Here is a 15,243-nt window from a genome sequence, read left to right as displayed (position 1 = left end):
TTTGTTCTTCCTCGTTTATGTCGAACACGAGTTAAACAACTCAGCATCGACAATCGTCTAAAAAAATTAGACACCTAATACTTGAAAAGCAGACTAATAAGCCTGCTTTTGAATAACTGGTGTAGATTAATCTACTAAACTGTATCTGGAGCTCTTATCGAGATTTGAACTCGAGACCTCTCCCTTACCAAGGGAGTGCTCTACCACTGAGCTATAAGAGCAATCATCTTCGATGGAGCGGGAGACGAGGGTCGAACTCGCGACATGTAGCTTGGAAGGCTACCGCTCTACCAACTGAGCTACTCCCGCTTAATGTTGGTAATTTACCACTTATCGAAGTTAATGGTGGTGAGAGAAGGATTCGAACCTTCGAAACTTTCGTGGCAGAGTTACAGTCTGCTCCCTTTGACCGCTCGGGAATCTCACCATTTACACTTACTTTCAGTGTTGTTCTTCACTACTATATCACAAAACTTTAAGATGGTGCCGGCACACGGATTCGAACTGTGGACCTACTGATTACAAGTCAGTTGCTCTACCAACTGAGCTATGCCGGCGTTTCTTAGTGTTTCGTACGTTTCGTATCGGAACGGTGTGCAGTTTAGCAAAACTTAGAATCCTTGCAAGTGTTTTTTGCAAAAAAACTGTCAAAAACTCATAAAATCAATCCGTTTGACGATAATTCAACCGCTTTGATCACTGCGCGAGCTTTTATTTGGGTTTCATTCCATTCAGATTCAGGATTTGAGTCAACAACAAGCCCTGCTCCAGCCTGAACATAGACCTTATTTTCACGAATCACACAAGTTCGAATGGCAATAGACATGTCCATTTCGCCATGCCAGCCTAAATAACCAACAGCGCCACCAAAAACGCCACGTTTTACAGGCTCAACTTCGTCAATAATTTCCATTGCACGAATTTTTGGTGCACCTGAAAGTGTTCCTGCTGGGAAAGTTGCTTTAAAAACATCCAAAGCATCAACATCATCCAATACTTCACCCTGCACATTCGACACAATATGCATAACATGCGAATAACGTTCGATCACCATTTGATCAGTCACTTGCACTTTACCAATTTTAGAAACACGTCCGACATCATTTCGGCCCAAATCGATGAGCATAAGATGTTCTGCAATCTCTTTTTCATCAGAAAGTAAATCTTTTTCAAGCGCCAAATCTTCTTCTTTCGTTTTACCACGTGGTCGCGTACCTGCAAGCGGACGCACTGTAGCAATACCATTTTCAAGTCGAGAGAGAATTTCAGGTGAAGAACCCACTATATGGAATGGTTTTTGGTCTGTTAGTGTCTGACCCTGCACCAAAAATAAATACGGCGAAGGATTGAGATGTCGTAACGCACGGTAAACTTGCAATGGCTCACCATCAAAATCAGAAACCATGCGATGACCTGGAACCACCTGCATCACATCCCCCGCACGGATGTATTCTTTGACTTTTTCAATTGATTCAAGAAACTTGTCATGCCCAGTCAATGATTCAAACTGTGGAGCAGTATGTTTCTTGGCTTGCAAACTGATTGGCGTTGCCAATAACGCTTCTAACTGATCCAGTTGTTGTTGCGCTTTGGTATAAGCATCAACGTCATTCACATCTGCATGCACAATGACAAACAAAGTATCTTTCAAATTATCAAAAACAATGACTGTCTTAGACAACATCATCCACAAATCAGGTAAACCCACTGGATCTGCTTCAGGCACGTTTTTTAAACGCGGTTCAATATAACGCACCGAATCATAACCAAAGTACCCGACCAGACCACCTGTAAAGCTTGGCAAGGCAGGTAAGTCTTGTTGTGTAGGTACTTTAAACTGCGCCTGAAAATCTCGAATATATTGAAATGGATCAGCACAGGCTTGTGTTTGGATTGATCCATCTGGCGATTGAATGGTTAATTGACCCGCATTGCATGAAAATACCGTTGACTCACCCAAGCCAATGATTGAGTAGCGTGCCCAGTTTTCACCACCTTCGACAGATTCAAACAAATAGGCTTGTTGATGTTCTTTTAAACGTGCAAAAACAGAGAGTGGCGTATCAGTATCGGCCAATCGTTGACGATAAACTGGAATCAGGTTGTAACCCGCTGCTTTTAATTGTTCAAATTGCACTAAAGTTGTCATGAGGAATTCTCTCTATTTTCGATATTACTAAGTGTTTATGTCTATTCATTTCACTTAGTGACGCCATCGAAAACTATGTTTATTGTTCATTCCTCTTTCCTTTTCGCACCAAAATTACTAACGTTGCATTAAACCAAAAGTGTTGTTAAATCATCCACAACTTGCTGTGGCTGACAAAGCTGTATATCTTCACCATGATTATAGCCATAGCTGACCACAATACAATCAACCTCTGCACGACGTGCAGCTTCCACATCATTACTCGAATCACCAATCATCAAAGTTTTATCATTTGAGCTTTGATAGGTTTCTACACAATATAACAATGGTTTCGGATGCGGTTTACGCACCTCAAAACGGTCCCCACCAATTACATCAACAAAATAATGATCCATTTTAAGTTCTTGTAGAATTTTTCGTGCGGGCTGTTCAGGTTTATTAGTCACACAGATGAGTTTTTTATTATTTTGAATGCCCCACTCTAGGAACTCTAATATTCCTGTGAATGGTTTAGTATCAACGCAAGGATCGGCATTATAAATTTCCAAGAAAGTATCTAAAAGCTGTTGATGTAGTACAGGATCAACCTCCCCTTTTAAATATTTCAACGTACTTTCACAAAATAATGATGTGCCCTTGCCAATCCAAACACGTACTTGAGCTTCTGTCACCAATGGTAAGTTTAAACGCTCTAAACTGAGATTCATCGCTCGATATAAGTCAAATGCTGAATCCACCAAGGTTCCATCCAAATCAAATAAAATAAGTTCTCGTTGGTCTAATTTTGCAACATTCATGATTTACACCTGAAATTGAATGGATAAAACGTTATTCACATAAGACAAAGGCATGCGATTGCATGCCTTTGAGTCTATCGCATTTAAGAATTATTTAAAGAATAGCCAAGCAATAATTGCCAAAATAACCAAAGTCACAATGGTGATTAATCCCACCGAAGTGTTTTTCTTTTCTTCAAGTTGCTGATCGACCGCAGATGGAGTCTTAGGTGCCTCTGCTGGCGTTACCTCCACTTGAGCTTGTAAATCAATACCTTCGGGAATAGGTGCAGGCTTAGGAATACCCACAGCTGTCGGCATTCCATCACGTGACAATTGCACATTACTATCTCGTGATGCAAGTTCAGGCATACCTTGTTCATTCATTTGCTGAGCAGCTGTTTTTTCTTCAACTTTCTCTTCAATGACTGTTTCTTTAATCTCAGCTTCTTTGATTTCAGCAGTTGCTATGGCTTCCGAAGGTTGTTGAACTGGTTTTTCAACAACCTGTGAAACAGGTTCAATTTCAATCTCTGGAACAGATTGCTCAATCACCGACTCAATTTTTGCAGGTGCTAATACATTAAATTTAATGCTCGCAAATTGTACAATATCACCATCTTTAAGCATTTTATCGTGCTCAATACGGATATCATTGACAAAAGTACCGTTTGAAGATTTTAAGTCTTGCACCCAAAGTGCATCATCTTTCAATAAAAATGCTGCATGACGGCGAGAAATCTCCGCTGATTGTAAAACCAAGTCGGCATCTTGATGACGACCAATCAACATATCGCGTTCGATTGCAACTTCCTGCCCGTCAAACTCGCCTGTAATTGCTTGTAATTTCCAAGTCATGATTTTTATCCACTAATTCAGAATTATCTTATTTAAATAAGAATTTTATATCATATTTTCACATAACTTAAAATTCGATAATTTGCATTAAATATATTTGGATATTCTCTAATGGATGAACACCCAACTAAGGATGCAGAATTTGGCCAAGCTTCAACTTGTTTAGTATAGGTTACGCGCTGTGCCTTAGCATTATAATATTCCACTTGCACATTAACTCGATAGGCTACGGCTTCATAATTTTGGATTTTCACATAGCTACTCATTGGACAACTGGGATATGGTTCAGTCAAAGTCTGCGTAAATAAATAAGGCGCTGCATTCACTCCACCTGCAATAGACATTACAGCTGTGATACACATTAAAGCTCTCTTAATTTTCATTTTTAATCTTCCTAGTTAGAGATAGCAATTTTTCTAATATTAATTATTGCTTAAAAGTAATTTAAACCATTATTGTCAAATAAAACAAGTCAAAATCTCTTGTTTATGTAAGCAAGAATTTCAAAAAACAGTCAAACAAACTAAGTTATTAGAGTTTATAAATATAGCTGGGTCAAAAGATGCTCAAGAAAGCTATGTAATAATCATTTATTATAAAAATACAACAAAATCAATAAATAACATTTATATTAAACACTAAATTAAAGGGCCCTAGAAGAGCCCTCTTATCTCTACTGCTTAAGAATATCGTTTAATTCCTCTGCAACAGGCGTCGTCACTGCATTGCTTTTTGCAGGAACACTCGTTACCCCACCAGAAGGTACTTGCTTGTATTGGCTTGGTTGTTGTATCACTTGTGGTTGAACAATTGTAGGCTGTGTGCTTTTAGAAGATGTGATTGGCAAACGTTGCTGGAACACATCATCAACATTGGCAGGCAGTTTAGCAAAGTTACCATCCTTATCCATTGCCAATTGCAAACCATACAACTGATCATAACGTTGTTGAGATAATCGACGTACATCAGCATTATCCCCAACAATGGTTGGATGGATAAATACCAATAAGTTACGCTTAGCATTTGACTTGCTGTCTGCTCTAAATAAGCGACCTAAGCCTGGAATATCACCCAAAAATGGTACGGATTGACGCACATGAGCTGTATCATCAGAAATCAAACCACCAAGTACAATCGTTTGACCATGATCTGCAAGCACTGAGGTTTTAATGGAGCGCTTACTCGTCACCAAATCAGCCGCTTCCCCTTTATTTTTTGCAACTGCAGAGACTTCTTGCTCAACCTCTAAACGGATTGAACCACCCTCACCAATATGTGGAATTACTTTTAAAGTCACACCAACATCTTTACGTTCGATGGAAGTATATGGATTGACTGTGCCACCAGCACCCGTACTGACTGAACCTGTTACAAATGGAACATTTTCACCAACAACAATATAGGCTTCTTCATTATCCATTGTCACAATAGATGGGGTCGACAATAAGTTCGATTTGGTATTGGTTTTTAAGGCTTGAATCAAAGCACCATAAAGTTTACGTGAACCATCAGAACCCTCTTTATAATCGCCTAAAATAAGCGATGTCCCTGCTCCCACTGCCGAACCAAGCCCTGCCGCGCCACCTGTTAAATAACCCGCTGCCAGCTTAGATAAACTCGTACCCACTTTATCAAAATTAATTAAACCCACACCACTACTTAAATCACCCATCGCCCATTGCACACCGAGCTGATCCGCATCATCTCCTTGTATTTCAATAATGGTCGCTTCAATCAACACTTGTTGACGGCGCACATCCAATTGTTGAATGGCAGCTTCTATTTCACGCATCAGCTGTGGTTCAGCTTTAACCACCAGCGCATTTTGAGCACCATCAGCAATAATGCTGACCCCATTGGCATTAAAGCTTGTCACACTATTTTGGTTATTATTATTTGAGTTACTGTTTAAATTAATCGATGGTGTCGAAACCCCACCACTACTATTTGAGCTTGTGCTGGAAGAATTATTGTTATTAAAATTATTACTGCTGCTTGAACTACTATTATTAGAAGAATTATTTGAACTTGAATTAACAGCCTGCCCTGTTACTAAGCCTTGTAAAATTTCAGACAGACTTTTTGCACTGGCATACTTCAATTTAAAGACTTTCAAGCCACCCAAACGATCTGCCGACGGTACATCAAGCATTTCAATGATGTTACGCAATCGTTTACGTGTATTCGGATCACCCTTGATTAAGATACGGTTGGTTCGTGCATCTGCAACAATGCGTACACGTGAACCGACAAAATCTTTAGATGCACCTGTCGCACTCATAACTTCTAATTGTTTAATGATTTCTTCAGCCTGACTGCTTTGCAAACTGATCGCTTCAATATCATTTTGCCCCGTACCATCTAAATTACGGACGATCGTTTCAATCTGATAAATATTGCTTGCACGATCCGAAACAATCAGAGCATTGGTTCCTTGAATTGCAGCAATATGTGCAAATTGAGGCATCAAAGGACGTAACGCTGGAATAAGATCATTTGGATTGGTATTTTCCAACCAAATCACACGTGTTACGACTTGGTCACCACGTGCATTATTACGTGGGTCATAAGGCACACCCGAGTTTTTGACATTACTGTCTGGTACTAAACGAATGGTATTTCCAGAAGGTATCGCAACTACACCATTGACATTTAAAACACCCAAAAATAAGTCATAAACTTCATTTTTATTGAGTGGTTTATTTGAAATAACAGTCACATTGCCACGAACACGTGGGTCAACAGCAAAGTTTTTACCTGTAATATCGGCGACTTCATTAATAAAAGCAGTGAGATCGGCATCACGTAAATTAATTTTCCACGTTTGTGCATGCGCTGCCGTACTGATTGCAGCCATCATTGGTGCTGCAGCAACTAAAGCCCAAAGCGGTCGATTGTGATTCAAAAAAGCCATAACTTATTATCTATCCTAATTTTATTTGTAGTCCTAGCCACTTACAAACTTTGCTGAATGGTCATCACTTGATCACCACGCTTAATTTCAATTTTTACTTTTCCTTCACGCTTAGCTTGTTCTAACAGTTGAATGTCATTTTGTCCTTGACCAACTGACTGCCCATTGAGTGAAAGAATACGATCCCCAGATCTTAATCCTAATTTATTCCGAAGTGCTGCGGGGGTTTGATCTGTAACCTCATAGCCTTGACCGCTATTGGTATTCACCCCCATGTTCTTTAGATATTGTTCTCTGTTTTCATTCATTCGCTCTATTGCTTGACCCAACGCATTTTGATTTTGGTTCGCTGGCGGTGGCTGTTGTGCAGCTTGTTCTGAGTTAGTCGATGGCATACTTGTATTTTGCCCCGATGTATTATTCGGCAAAGGCTGATATAAATTATCTAAACCAGTAAAACGCAATTCTTTACTATTGCTTCCGTTCTGACTCAACACAATGTGATCCCAATATACCTCAGACACGGTATAACTAGTGCCTTCAATTGTATCTCCAACTTGGTAACGATCCGCTGTTTCTTTTACTTTAATCACAGCTGAAGAGAATCGCGCAGGATAACTCACCACCACACCTTGCAAAACCATTGCCACACTATCATCTGCCGATGAATTACTTCCAACTTCATTAAACAATGAAAAACTTGAAATATTCGGCACTTGAACTTGCTGTGAGCCCAAACTCACTTGCTCAGGTTGTATCACTTGAGGTGGTGCAACAATCCACCAAAAAATAGCAGCTAATTTCCAACACAGTGCCAAAATTAAGATAAATAATGCAATCGGTGCAATATGTTCAGTTTTCTTCCATGAAATATGTTCAAACTTGTCTTTTAAATTCATCATTAGAAACCACCTTGTAGCAGTGGTTGTCTTGAACTGATCACGTAGGTATCTAGCCCTGCTTTACCATTATATGAAGGTACATTCAGCAACATACGCTGTGTCAATTGCACATCAAGCATCAAGGTTTGATCTAGGCTAATATTCGCCATTTTTTGACTTCTTTGATCTTGAATATCAAAAATAAGTTTTCCTGCATCATTCTTCAATTGAGCATTGAGCGAAGGAATATTCATTTGGTCTTGGCGCTGACCAAAGGTATATCTTAACTCACCCCCACCCCATTGCAATTTACCATCCGCATCAGCAAACCCAGTATCTTTTCTAAAATTCATACTGATATCGGTCAATTGAATTGAATTTGACGGCCATTGCCAATTGGCAATATTTTTTAAAGTTTCAGGCGCGATCTGACCATTGATATTTTTAATAATAATTTTTTTCCCAACACCATATCCCACAATACCATTGAGCTGAGTTTGCCCAGTATGGATTTCAACATTGGCCCCTACACGCAATAAAATCAAATCCCACGGACGGGTGCGCCAAGCGACTGATCCACGTAAATTGCCTTTACGCCAATCTGCCTGACCTTGCCAAATATTCCCACTCACATTTTGTAGTACCTGATTATTTTTATAAAATTTAGAAATGATCCAAGTTGCAGGAACCTGCAAAAGTACAAAAAATAAAAATGCAATAACCCCTGTAATCCACCATGTCACCTGTTTAGATTTTTTATTCATCCAGCTTTACCATATTCATTTTTTCTTCCGTGCGAGATGATGCCCTCATTATCTATACATTATGCATAATTTTTTCACATCGCCAATTCACTCGTATAAAAAAACCAAGCAGTTTTGCTTGGTTCTCTTAGTTTAGAAGCATTGAATGACACTTAGATGAAGATTAGATCAAGAAATCTTCTAATTTTGCACCTTTTTCAATTTCTGCAACTAACCAACGTGGTTGTTTACCACGTCCAGTCCAAGTTTCAGAAGCATCTTTTTTATTACGATAACGTGGTTCAACCGCTTTACGCGTTGTCTTTTTACGTTTTTGAGCACCGTATTCAATAAACTGTTCTAAACTTAAACCTGCAGATTCTGCAATTTCAATAATTTTATTATAAGCATCTTCAACAGCTTGATCTTTTTTAGTTTCAATTAAAGCTTCCGCTTCAGCTGTTAACTTTCTTAACTCTTCAACCGATAGATTACTAATATCAGGCATTATTAACACTCCACTTAATTCCATTAATAATTATTTAAAATAATTTCCCAGCAATAATATTTTCATTCATTCAAATTAGCAATACATTTAAATAGAGATAAACCAGATTAAATACATAAAAAAACAAAAAGTAATCTAATGAAATATAGGTAATGGATGCCGAATTTTGAATGTACGTTAAATTATTTTCATTAAAACACAATTTAACGCACATTTAATGAATGAATATAGACTAAGCCTACATTAAATTATTTTCAACCGAACGTTCTAAATCAAAAATAGCTTGACGTAAGTGTTCAGGAATTGAAGTTTTCTTCATTTCTAATTTATCAACAAAAACAATAACTGCCTCACCATCAGCCACAACTGCCTGCTGTTGAGTGCTATATAAAATATAATGCATTCTTATTGCACTATTTCGAACTTCTTCAACTCGCGCACCAATATGCAACACATCTGGATAAAATACAGGTTTTAAGTATTTACATTGGCTAGATGCAACAACAGTAACTACATCTTGGTCAAATACATTTAAAAGATCAAAATATGCAATTCGGGCACTTTCTATATAACGATAATACATCACATTATTTACATGACCAAAAGCATCCATATCTCCCCATGCAACTTTCTGTTCATAAATAACGGGGAATTGTGCTAACTGACTCATACTACGCTCTCAGATTTTAAATTGAATATATTTGGTGTCTTTTTCAAGAATTAAATTTAATTGTTGAATTAATTCATCATTCCCATTTAATTTCGCTTTTATTCGGAGATAATTCATCAAAATATTATTCGGATATAATGATAAAAGTTGGCCTGCTTCATATTCTCTTTGCGTTGCAATATATATATGCCATTTCATAAAACTAAACATTGGAATATCGATATATTTATTTTCAAGCTTTAAAATCTGCTGTTCCAAATAAAGGTAATCTGGGTTTTGTCTTAATATTTGCTGTTGAAACCACAAATAAAACACATCTTCATCAAACCGTTCATCTAACAATTGAATTGCCAATTGTTGCTGTTGTTGTGATAGCTCAGGTAAGCGCGTGATGATTTTTAACCACAATACTTTATTTTCAAAAGGCATTTGCTCAAGCTGATCTTCTATTTCCAAAAATTTTTGCTGTAATAATTCAAGATCTTCAAAACTTGCTTGGTCATAACAACTGAGTAATTGCGTTAACCATTGTTGCTTAGTCGCTGTTTCAAGTTGGCCAAACTGTGTTGAATGCAAATATACCCATGGAAATACAACTGCAAACTGCCCCCATAATTTTTGCATACACAACTTATAACTTTCAGCCAATGGATTTAACCATGGTGATAAATCGTGTCCATTTAAAAATTCCAGATGGGTTAAGGCCTGTTGTGCATCTTGCTGAGCCAAATAAATTTCAATTCTTAAAATTTCTGCCAGTTCAAATGCAGACGGCGGGCTAGTTTCTAATAGTGCCAAAGCTTCTGAATAATGATTTTGTTTAAATAACAACCGTGCTTGAATAATTTGTTTTAACAATCCAGATTGATCAAAAATTTGCTGAATCACATCAGGTTGTTCTTCATCACCTTCAAGCAACCAAAGTACGCCCAGTTTTTCATAAGGATGCAAGTGGCTAAAACTCAGTACATGTTCTAGCTTTCTTTTCTCACGGGCTAAATAACGCTTAAACACCGTCCAAGTCAGTTGCATCAACAGGCTGATCAAAACACAAAGAAATACGACTGCCCATAAATTGCTTTGGATTTGAATATTATTCCATAACAGATAAACATATCCCGAACCTGCGGCATAACTCATCACACTTAAAATAGCGAAAACCACCAAACTGATAAGCGCATAAATTTGAAAGATATGTTTCATCGACCTACCCCAATACAGCCAAACTGCTCAGTTTTGGTACTGGTAGCATCGGTATTTGTTTAAGTTGAATCACTTGTTGTTTTAATTTTTGACTTGATTTATCTGGTAATTGATCCAGTTGTTGAATCGCTTGGTTTAACATGGATTGAAATTCTGAACTTTGCCCTTTACTAAGCAATTGTTGTGCAAGTAACAATCTAAACTGTGTTTCTTTCAAAATAAATTTTCGATTGACCAATTCTGGCGCATTATTTTCAACAACATCAATTTGCAACCATTTCTGCCAGAAATGTTCAGGTTGATTTTTCCCAGGACTCAGTTGATTATTTTTTAATTCAGTTACTAAATTTTGATCAATCTGCTTAATCATGACATCCAACTGAGCTTGCTGTCCATTTTTAGCAATCACAAATTGTTGAATACTTTGTATATCTTGGTTAATGGTTTGATGCAAACTTTGCTTAACTGTATCCGCCAATGTGTAATGATCTAAGGACTGATTCAGTTGGGTTAAATGCTCAAGTGCATAAATAAACTGTTGCTGTTGCAAAGCAAATTGTACCAATTCAAGCTGTTGCTTAATTACAACACTGGGACTAATCCCTTCTATATGTGCATCAACTGTTGTGGTTTTTTTCGATTCTTTTGAAGTTGGCTCATCTGTTTGTCTTTGTACTGCAACCAATTGATCATTCAAACTGGCATTTTTCTGTTCGCTTTTATGTAAAACCTGTTGAATATCATCAAGCTGTTGCGAAACATGATAGAAGTCATAACTCAGTTTAATGAGCCATCCTAAAGCGACGAACAATAAGAAATAAATAAACTTCTTCATAACTTCCTTTGCAACTGCAATATCATTTGTAGAATCGTATTCGGTTCTAAATCTAAAATCTTAGTGATATTAAAACACTTTTGATGATTATTCTTCTCATCCAGCAATAATTGATACAAACGCTCACCTAAAACCAAATAATGACAATCGTTGAGAACGTCTGGATGATCTTTGGTTAATGCAAGCCAATGTTTCCAACTGGCTTCACTACTAATGCAATTCCAATAGGGCTTTTCAGCTTGTGTAATATGAGGAAGCCATGCAGAGAATTTACTTAAAGTCGTTTGCGGACACTCACGCTCATATAATACGAAGTTTAAAACCTTTATATGACGCTCTGTGCATTGTTGCATCATAAATTGACGACCACCTTTCCCACGCCAAAATGCAATTTGAGTAATATCTTGCAATTGATTAAAAATGGGTAAACTCAACATGCCTTCTGATGTTTCCACTTCAGGTACATGGCTGGAAATCTGATATTCAGCTAATGCTTCAGCCGTTTTTTTACCTACAGCAATCCATTGAATATGCTTAATTTGTGAAGTTAAGATACCTGCTTGCTGCAAATATTGCATGCCAACTTGTACAGCGGTTGGGCTGACCACAACGATACATTGAGTATGTTGAAGCTGTGAATAGAGTTGTTTTAAGGATTGAGTCAAAGGTCGAGGCTTGAGCTCCAATAATGGTAGATCAAGCACTTCAAAGCCCGATTGGCTAAGGCATTGTGTTAATGCCTGAGCACGATCAATCGGACGTGTATTAATAAAAAGCATTTAGTCTTGATAAAGTGCTTTGAGTAATTCTCCAGCACCTTGTTGAAGTAGGTTTTGAGCAAGTTGCACACCTAATTGTTCAGCATCTTCAGGTACGCCTTGAACATTGCTCCGCAACAAAGTTTGACCATCTGCGCTACCAACACGGCCTTCTAGGGACAATGTTTGATTGTCCAAAGTGGCAAAACCCGCAATAGGAACCTGACAACCACCCTCCAAATACGCATTAAACGCACGTTCAGCGCGGACACATGCATTGGTTTCAGCATGCATAAGTGGCATGATCAAATCTAAAATTTCCTTATCGTTAGAACGACATTCTAGACCTAATGCACCTTGCCCTACCGCTGGTAGACTGATTTCAGCTGTTAAAGTATGGCGAATGCGCTCTAATAAACCTAAACGCTTCAATCCTGCACTCGCGAGAATAATCGCATCATACTGTCCAGCATCTAGCTTCGATAAGCGTGTCCCAACATTGCCACGTAAATCAATCACATCCAAATCTGGACGCTGTTTAAGAATCTGACTTTTACGGCGTAAACTCGAAGTTCCGAGTTTGGCACCTTGCGGCAAATCTTCAAATTTTTCATAGTGATTTGATACAAAAGCATCAAAAGGATCTTCACGCTCACAAATAACTGCCAGCTCTAAACCTTCAGGTAAATGCATAGGTACATCTTTCATTGAGTGAACGGCTAAATCTGCACGTCCATCCAACAATGCTGCTTCTAACTCTTTAACAAATAAGCCTTTACCACCAATTTTAGCCAGTGGGGTATCTAAAATTTTATCACCTTGAGTAACGAAAGTGACTAACTCAACATGTAGTTGAGGATGTAACTGTTCTAATCGATCACGAATATGTTCCGCCTGCCATAAAGCAAGAGGGCTCTGACGTGTAGCTATTTTCAAGGTTTTCTTCATTTCAGCTTTGCCAAACTTTAAACAATGTAAACTTACCCTGCTATGTCAAAAATGCAAGTAAATTATCAAAATGATTTAACTTTCCTATCCAACTATAAGTTTTGCATGCGCTCTCTAAGCAAAGGTAAATGACGACGACTGACTGCCAAGCGTTCTTCTAGCTCCCGACATCTCGCTTGATACTGCCCAGATGCGACCATTTCCAAACCATCCAAATAGTCTAAAGAAATTAAAGCATTACGGTGAATTCGAATAAAACGGTCTGCAAATTCAGTTTCTAAATCCTTCAAAGTTTCATCAATCAGCACACTACCGTTTTTATGGCGCACAGTGACATACTTCTGATCTGCTAGAAAATAGTAAATATTTTCAACAGGAATTAATTCTAAACCTCGATACGTTTTTGCAGCAATTTGCTGTCTTTGCACTTTTTCTTCCATGAGTTCTTTTTTTTCTAAATTAGTGAGTTGAGCTTGCGTCAGTTTGGTTACATTCCCCAAAACTGCTTCCAATTCATCCTTTGCTATTGGTTTTAACAAATATCCTTTTGCTTGAGATTGGATCGCTTGCAAAGCATGTTCATCATATGCTGTGCAAAATACAATTGCTGGCATTGGGTTAAAATGTGCTAAATGCTGCGCACAGGTCAGCCCATCCATTTCAGGCATTTGAATATCAAGCAGTACAACATCTGGCTCAAACTGTTGAACCATGTCCAAAGCTTGTCGCCCATGCTGTGCTGTTGCGATAACGTGATGTCCTAATTGAGACACTAATCGTGACAAACGTTCCACTGCCAATGGTTCATCATCACAAACCAGGATGTCCATTTTCCCTCCTTGCCCCGATACCTAATATTTATTTTAATCTTTATTCCAATCATCTCTTTTTATACTGATATTGAATTACTGTAGTAAATAATCCATTTCCCGCATAATTTCGAAAATAAACAGAATCGCCAAAATGTGCTTTCAAACGCTGTTTTACATTTTCTAAAGCAATTCCATGCCCTTCTCTAACTTTTATTCTATCTTGTAAAAATGGGTTGGTAATGACTATATTGACTTGATTTTCTAATATTTCAACCAATATGGCTATTTTAGCATTGGATATTTTCCTTTCTACGCCATGAAAAATACTATTTTCAATTAATGGTTGTAAGGTCAGCAAAGGGATTTGAATCCCGCCTAATAACAAGGGTTGCTGTATATTCCATTCGACATTTAGACGATCCCCTAATCGAATTTGTTCTATGGCAATATACTGTTTACACAATTCAATTTCTTCTTTTAAGCTCACCAATTTTAATTCTTGAAAGCTCGCTCTAAATAACTTGGATAAATCAATCAGCATTTGTTCTGCTTTATCGGGATCTATCGCAATCAAACTCACCACACTATTTAGGCTATTAAATAAAAAGTGGGGATGAATACGTGCTTGCATCGCTTGAATACGCGCATTAAGCTCACTATTTTGCTGTAAAACAGTCTGCTCTCGAATATACATATATCGCAGACAAAATGCGCCTAATAAAATGCCATAACTCAGATGTAAAACCAAATTATGCTGAATATCCTGAGCTGAAATATGTTGTAAAGAAAAATTTTGCCCCCAAAAATGCACAATGTTTAAAACTACTGTTGTACACAGCACAATTATTTGTAACAGTAAAAAACTAAATACAGTAGCGGATAAATAACTCAGTTGAGATATTTTCTTTTGGAATAAGTCCTGAAATGCAGCAAATGCCAGTAAAATCCAATTAATATAAAAAATATATTCTAAGACATGTCCAAAATTTAAATTTTCCCAACCTTTGGCTTCAGATAATGCCAATAGCAGCGCAAGTACATTACTGGCAATAAATAGCTCCCATAAATATCGCCGATGTCCCATTTTCCTAAAAAAATAGGACTGACGAAAATACTGATTGGATTTTATTGATGAATGATTGTGCTTTACTTCGGCAAGTGAGGCTGAATTTGTTATACTGTTGCGAG

General features: G+C 37.7%; 15 protein-coding genes and 4 tRNA genes. All 19 read right to left on the bottom strand.

All coding sequences use genetic code 11. The features are described from left to right. Positions 1-146: 146 nt before the first annotated feature. The 19 genes from GGG_RS0111475 to GGG_RS0111385 all read right to left on the bottom strand — a co-directional run bounded on the left by GGG_RS0111475 (position 147) and on the right by GGG_RS0111385 (position 15,139). Positions 147-221, bottom strand: a tRNA-Thr gene (locus tag GGG_RS0111475). Positions 222-233: 12 nt separating this feature from the next. Continuing rightward, a tRNA-Gly gene (locus GGG_RS0111470) sits at positions 234-309 on the bottom strand. 34 nt (positions 310-343) lie between these two features. After that, positions 344-427, bottom strand: a tRNA-Tyr gene (locus GGG_RS0111465). Between the two features lie 54 nt (positions 428-481). Beyond that, a tRNA-Thr gene (locus GGG_RS0111460) sits at positions 482-557 on the bottom strand. A 98-nt stretch (positions 558-655) separates the two neighbouring features. Further along, complete coding sequence (gene trpE / locus GGG_RS0111455) at positions 656-2,149, bottom strand: anthranilate synthase component I (RefSeq protein WP_010115025.1); 1,494 nt, start codon at positions 2,147-2,149, stop codon at positions 656-658. Between the two features lie 128 nt (positions 2,150-2,277). Next, on the bottom strand, positions 2,278-2,946 hold the full coding sequence (locus GGG_RS0111450; protein WP_010115023.1) for an HAD-IA family hydrolase: 669 nt from the start codon (positions 2,944-2,946) through the stop codon (positions 2,278-2,280). Between the two features lie 90 nt (positions 2,947-3,036). Continuing rightward, complete coding sequence (locus tag GGG_RS0111445) at positions 3,037-3,783, bottom strand: FHA domain-containing protein (protein ID WP_010115021.1); 747 nt, start codon at positions 3,781-3,783, stop codon at positions 3,037-3,039. A gap of 50 nt (positions 3,784-3,833) precedes the next feature. Continuing rightward, positions 3,834-4,166, bottom strand: coding sequence for a hypothetical protein (locus tag GGG_RS0111440; RefSeq protein WP_138920273.1), 333 nt, complete (start codon positions 4,164-4,166; stop codon positions 3,834-3,836). A gap of 290 nt (positions 4,167-4,456) precedes the next feature. Next, on the bottom strand, positions 4,457-6,697 hold the full coding sequence (gspD, locus tag GGG_RS0111435) for a type II secretion system secretin GspD (RefSeq protein WP_010115017.1): 2,241 nt from the start codon (positions 6,695-6,697) through the stop codon (positions 4,457-4,459). 41 nt (positions 6,698-6,738) lie between these two features. Next, the gene (locus GGG_RS0111430; protein ID WP_081399942.1) at positions 6,739-7,596 is read right to left on the bottom strand and encodes a type II secretion system protein N; all 858 of its coding nucleotides are present in this window, start codon (positions 7,594-7,596) and stop codon (positions 6,739-6,741) included. A gap of 2 nt (positions 7,597-7,598) precedes the next feature. Further along, the gene (gene gspN / locus GGG_RS0111425; protein ID WP_010115013.1) at positions 7,599-8,342 is read right to left on the bottom strand and encodes a type II secretion system protein N; all 744 of its coding nucleotides are present in this window, start codon (positions 8,340-8,342) and stop codon (positions 7,599-7,601) included. Positions 8,343-8,505: 163 nt separating this feature from the next. Beyond that, complete coding sequence (locus GGG_RS0111420) at positions 8,506-8,832, bottom strand: H-NS family nucleoid-associated regulatory protein (RefSeq protein ID WP_029574557.1); 327 nt, start codon at positions 8,830-8,832, stop codon at positions 8,506-8,508. Between the two features lie 235 nt (positions 8,833-9,067). Next, positions 9,068-9,499, bottom strand: coding sequence for a thioesterase family protein (locus GGG_RS0111415; RefSeq protein WP_010115011.1), 432 nt, complete (start codon positions 9,497-9,499; stop codon positions 9,068-9,070). A 9-nt stretch (positions 9,500-9,508) separates the two neighbouring features. Beyond that, complete coding sequence (locus GGG_RS0111410; protein ID WP_010115009.1) at positions 9,509-10,702, bottom strand: hypothetical protein; 1,194 nt, start codon at positions 10,700-10,702, stop codon at positions 9,509-9,511. Positions 10,703-10,706: 4 nt separating this feature from the next. Next, entirely contained in the window at positions 10,707-11,537 is an 831-nt protein-coding gene (locus tag GGG_RS0111405) for a hypothetical protein (RefSeq protein WP_010115007.1), read from the bottom strand. Further along, on the bottom strand, positions 11,534-12,316 hold the full coding sequence (locus tag GGG_RS0111400; protein WP_010115005.1) for a uroporphyrinogen-III synthase: 783 nt from the start codon (positions 12,314-12,316) through the stop codon (positions 11,534-11,536). The genes GGG_RS0111405 and GGG_RS0111400 overlap by 4 nt, the downstream gene beginning before the upstream one ends. After that, the gene (gene hemC / locus GGG_RS0111395; protein ID WP_010115000.1) at positions 12,317-13,243 is read right to left on the bottom strand and encodes a hydroxymethylbilane synthase; all 927 of its coding nucleotides are present in this window, start codon (positions 13,241-13,243) and stop codon (positions 12,317-12,319) included. A gap of 92 nt (positions 13,244-13,335) precedes the next feature. Further along, complete coding sequence (locus GGG_RS0111390) at positions 13,336-14,073, bottom strand: LytTR family DNA-binding domain-containing protein (RefSeq protein WP_010114998.1); 738 nt, start codon at positions 14,071-14,073, stop codon at positions 13,336-13,338. Positions 14,074-14,122: 49 nt separating this feature from the next. Continuing rightward, on the bottom strand, positions 14,123-15,139 hold the full coding sequence (locus GGG_RS0111385) for a sensor histidine kinase (RefSeq protein WP_010114996.1): 1,017 nt from the start codon (positions 15,137-15,139) through the stop codon (positions 14,123-14,125). Between the last annotated feature and the right edge of the window lie 104 nt (positions 15,140-15,243).

Origin of the sequence: Acinetobacter sp. P8-3-8 (genome assembly GCF_000214135.1) — a bacterium.
Lineage (GTDB): Bacteria > Pseudomonadota > Gammaproteobacteria > Pseudomonadales > Moraxellaceae > Acinetobacter.
The sequence above is the reverse complement of the archived record's forward strand: the minus strand, read 5'-3'. Positions and strand labels throughout refer to the sequence as shown.

Coding starts and splice junctions, on each gene's coding strand:
- trpE (WP_010115025.1), bottom strand. CDS start 2,149: ATGACAACTTTAGTGCAATTTGAACAATTAAAAGCAGCGGGTTACAAC.
- GGG_RS0111450 (WP_010115023.1), bottom strand. CDS start 2,946: ATGAATGTTGCAAAATTAGACCAACGAGAACTTATTTTATTTGATTTG.
- GGG_RS0111445 (WP_010115021.1), bottom strand. CDS start 3,783: ATGACTTGGAAATTACAAGCAATTACAGGCGAGTTTGACGGGCAGGAA.
- GGG_RS0111440 (WP_138920273.1), bottom strand. CDS start 4,166: ATGAAAATTAAGAGAGCTTTAATGTGTATCACAGCTGTAATGTCTATT.
- gspD (WP_010115017.1), bottom strand. CDS start 6,697: ATGGCTTTTTTGAATCACAATCGACCGCTTTGGGCTTTAGTTGCTGCA.
- GGG_RS0111430 (WP_081399942.1), bottom strand. CDS start 7,596: ATGAATTTAAAAGACAAGTTTGAACATATTTCATGGAAGAAAACTGAA.
- gspN (WP_010115013.1), bottom strand. CDS start 8,342: ATGAATAAAAAATCTAAACAGGTGACATGGTGGATTACAGGGGTTATT.
- GGG_RS0111415 (WP_010115011.1), bottom strand. CDS start 9,499: ATGAGTCAGTTAGCACAATTCCCCGTTATTTATGAACAGAAAGTTGCA.
- GGG_RS0111410 (WP_010115009.1), bottom strand. CDS start 10,702: ATGAAACATATCTTTCAAATTTATGCGCTTATCAGTTTGGTGGTTTTC.
- GGG_RS0111405 (WP_010115007.1), bottom strand. CDS start 11,537: ATGAAGAAGTTTATTTATTTCTTATTGTTCGTCGCTTTAGGATGGCTC.
- GGG_RS0111400 (WP_010115005.1), bottom strand. CDS start 12,316: ATGCTTTTTATTAATACACGTCCGATTGATCGTGCTCAGGCATTAACA.
- hemC (WP_010115000.1), bottom strand. CDS start 13,243: ATGAAGAAAACCTTGAAAATAGCTACACGTCAGAGCCCTCTTGCTTTA.
- GGG_RS0111390 (WP_010114998.1), bottom strand. CDS start 14,073: ATGGACATCCTGGTTTGTGATGATGAACCATTGGCAGTGGAACGTTTG.
- GGG_RS0111385 (WP_010114996.1), bottom strand. CDS start 15,139: ATGGGACATCGGCGATATTTATGGGAGCTATTTATTGCCAGTAATGTA.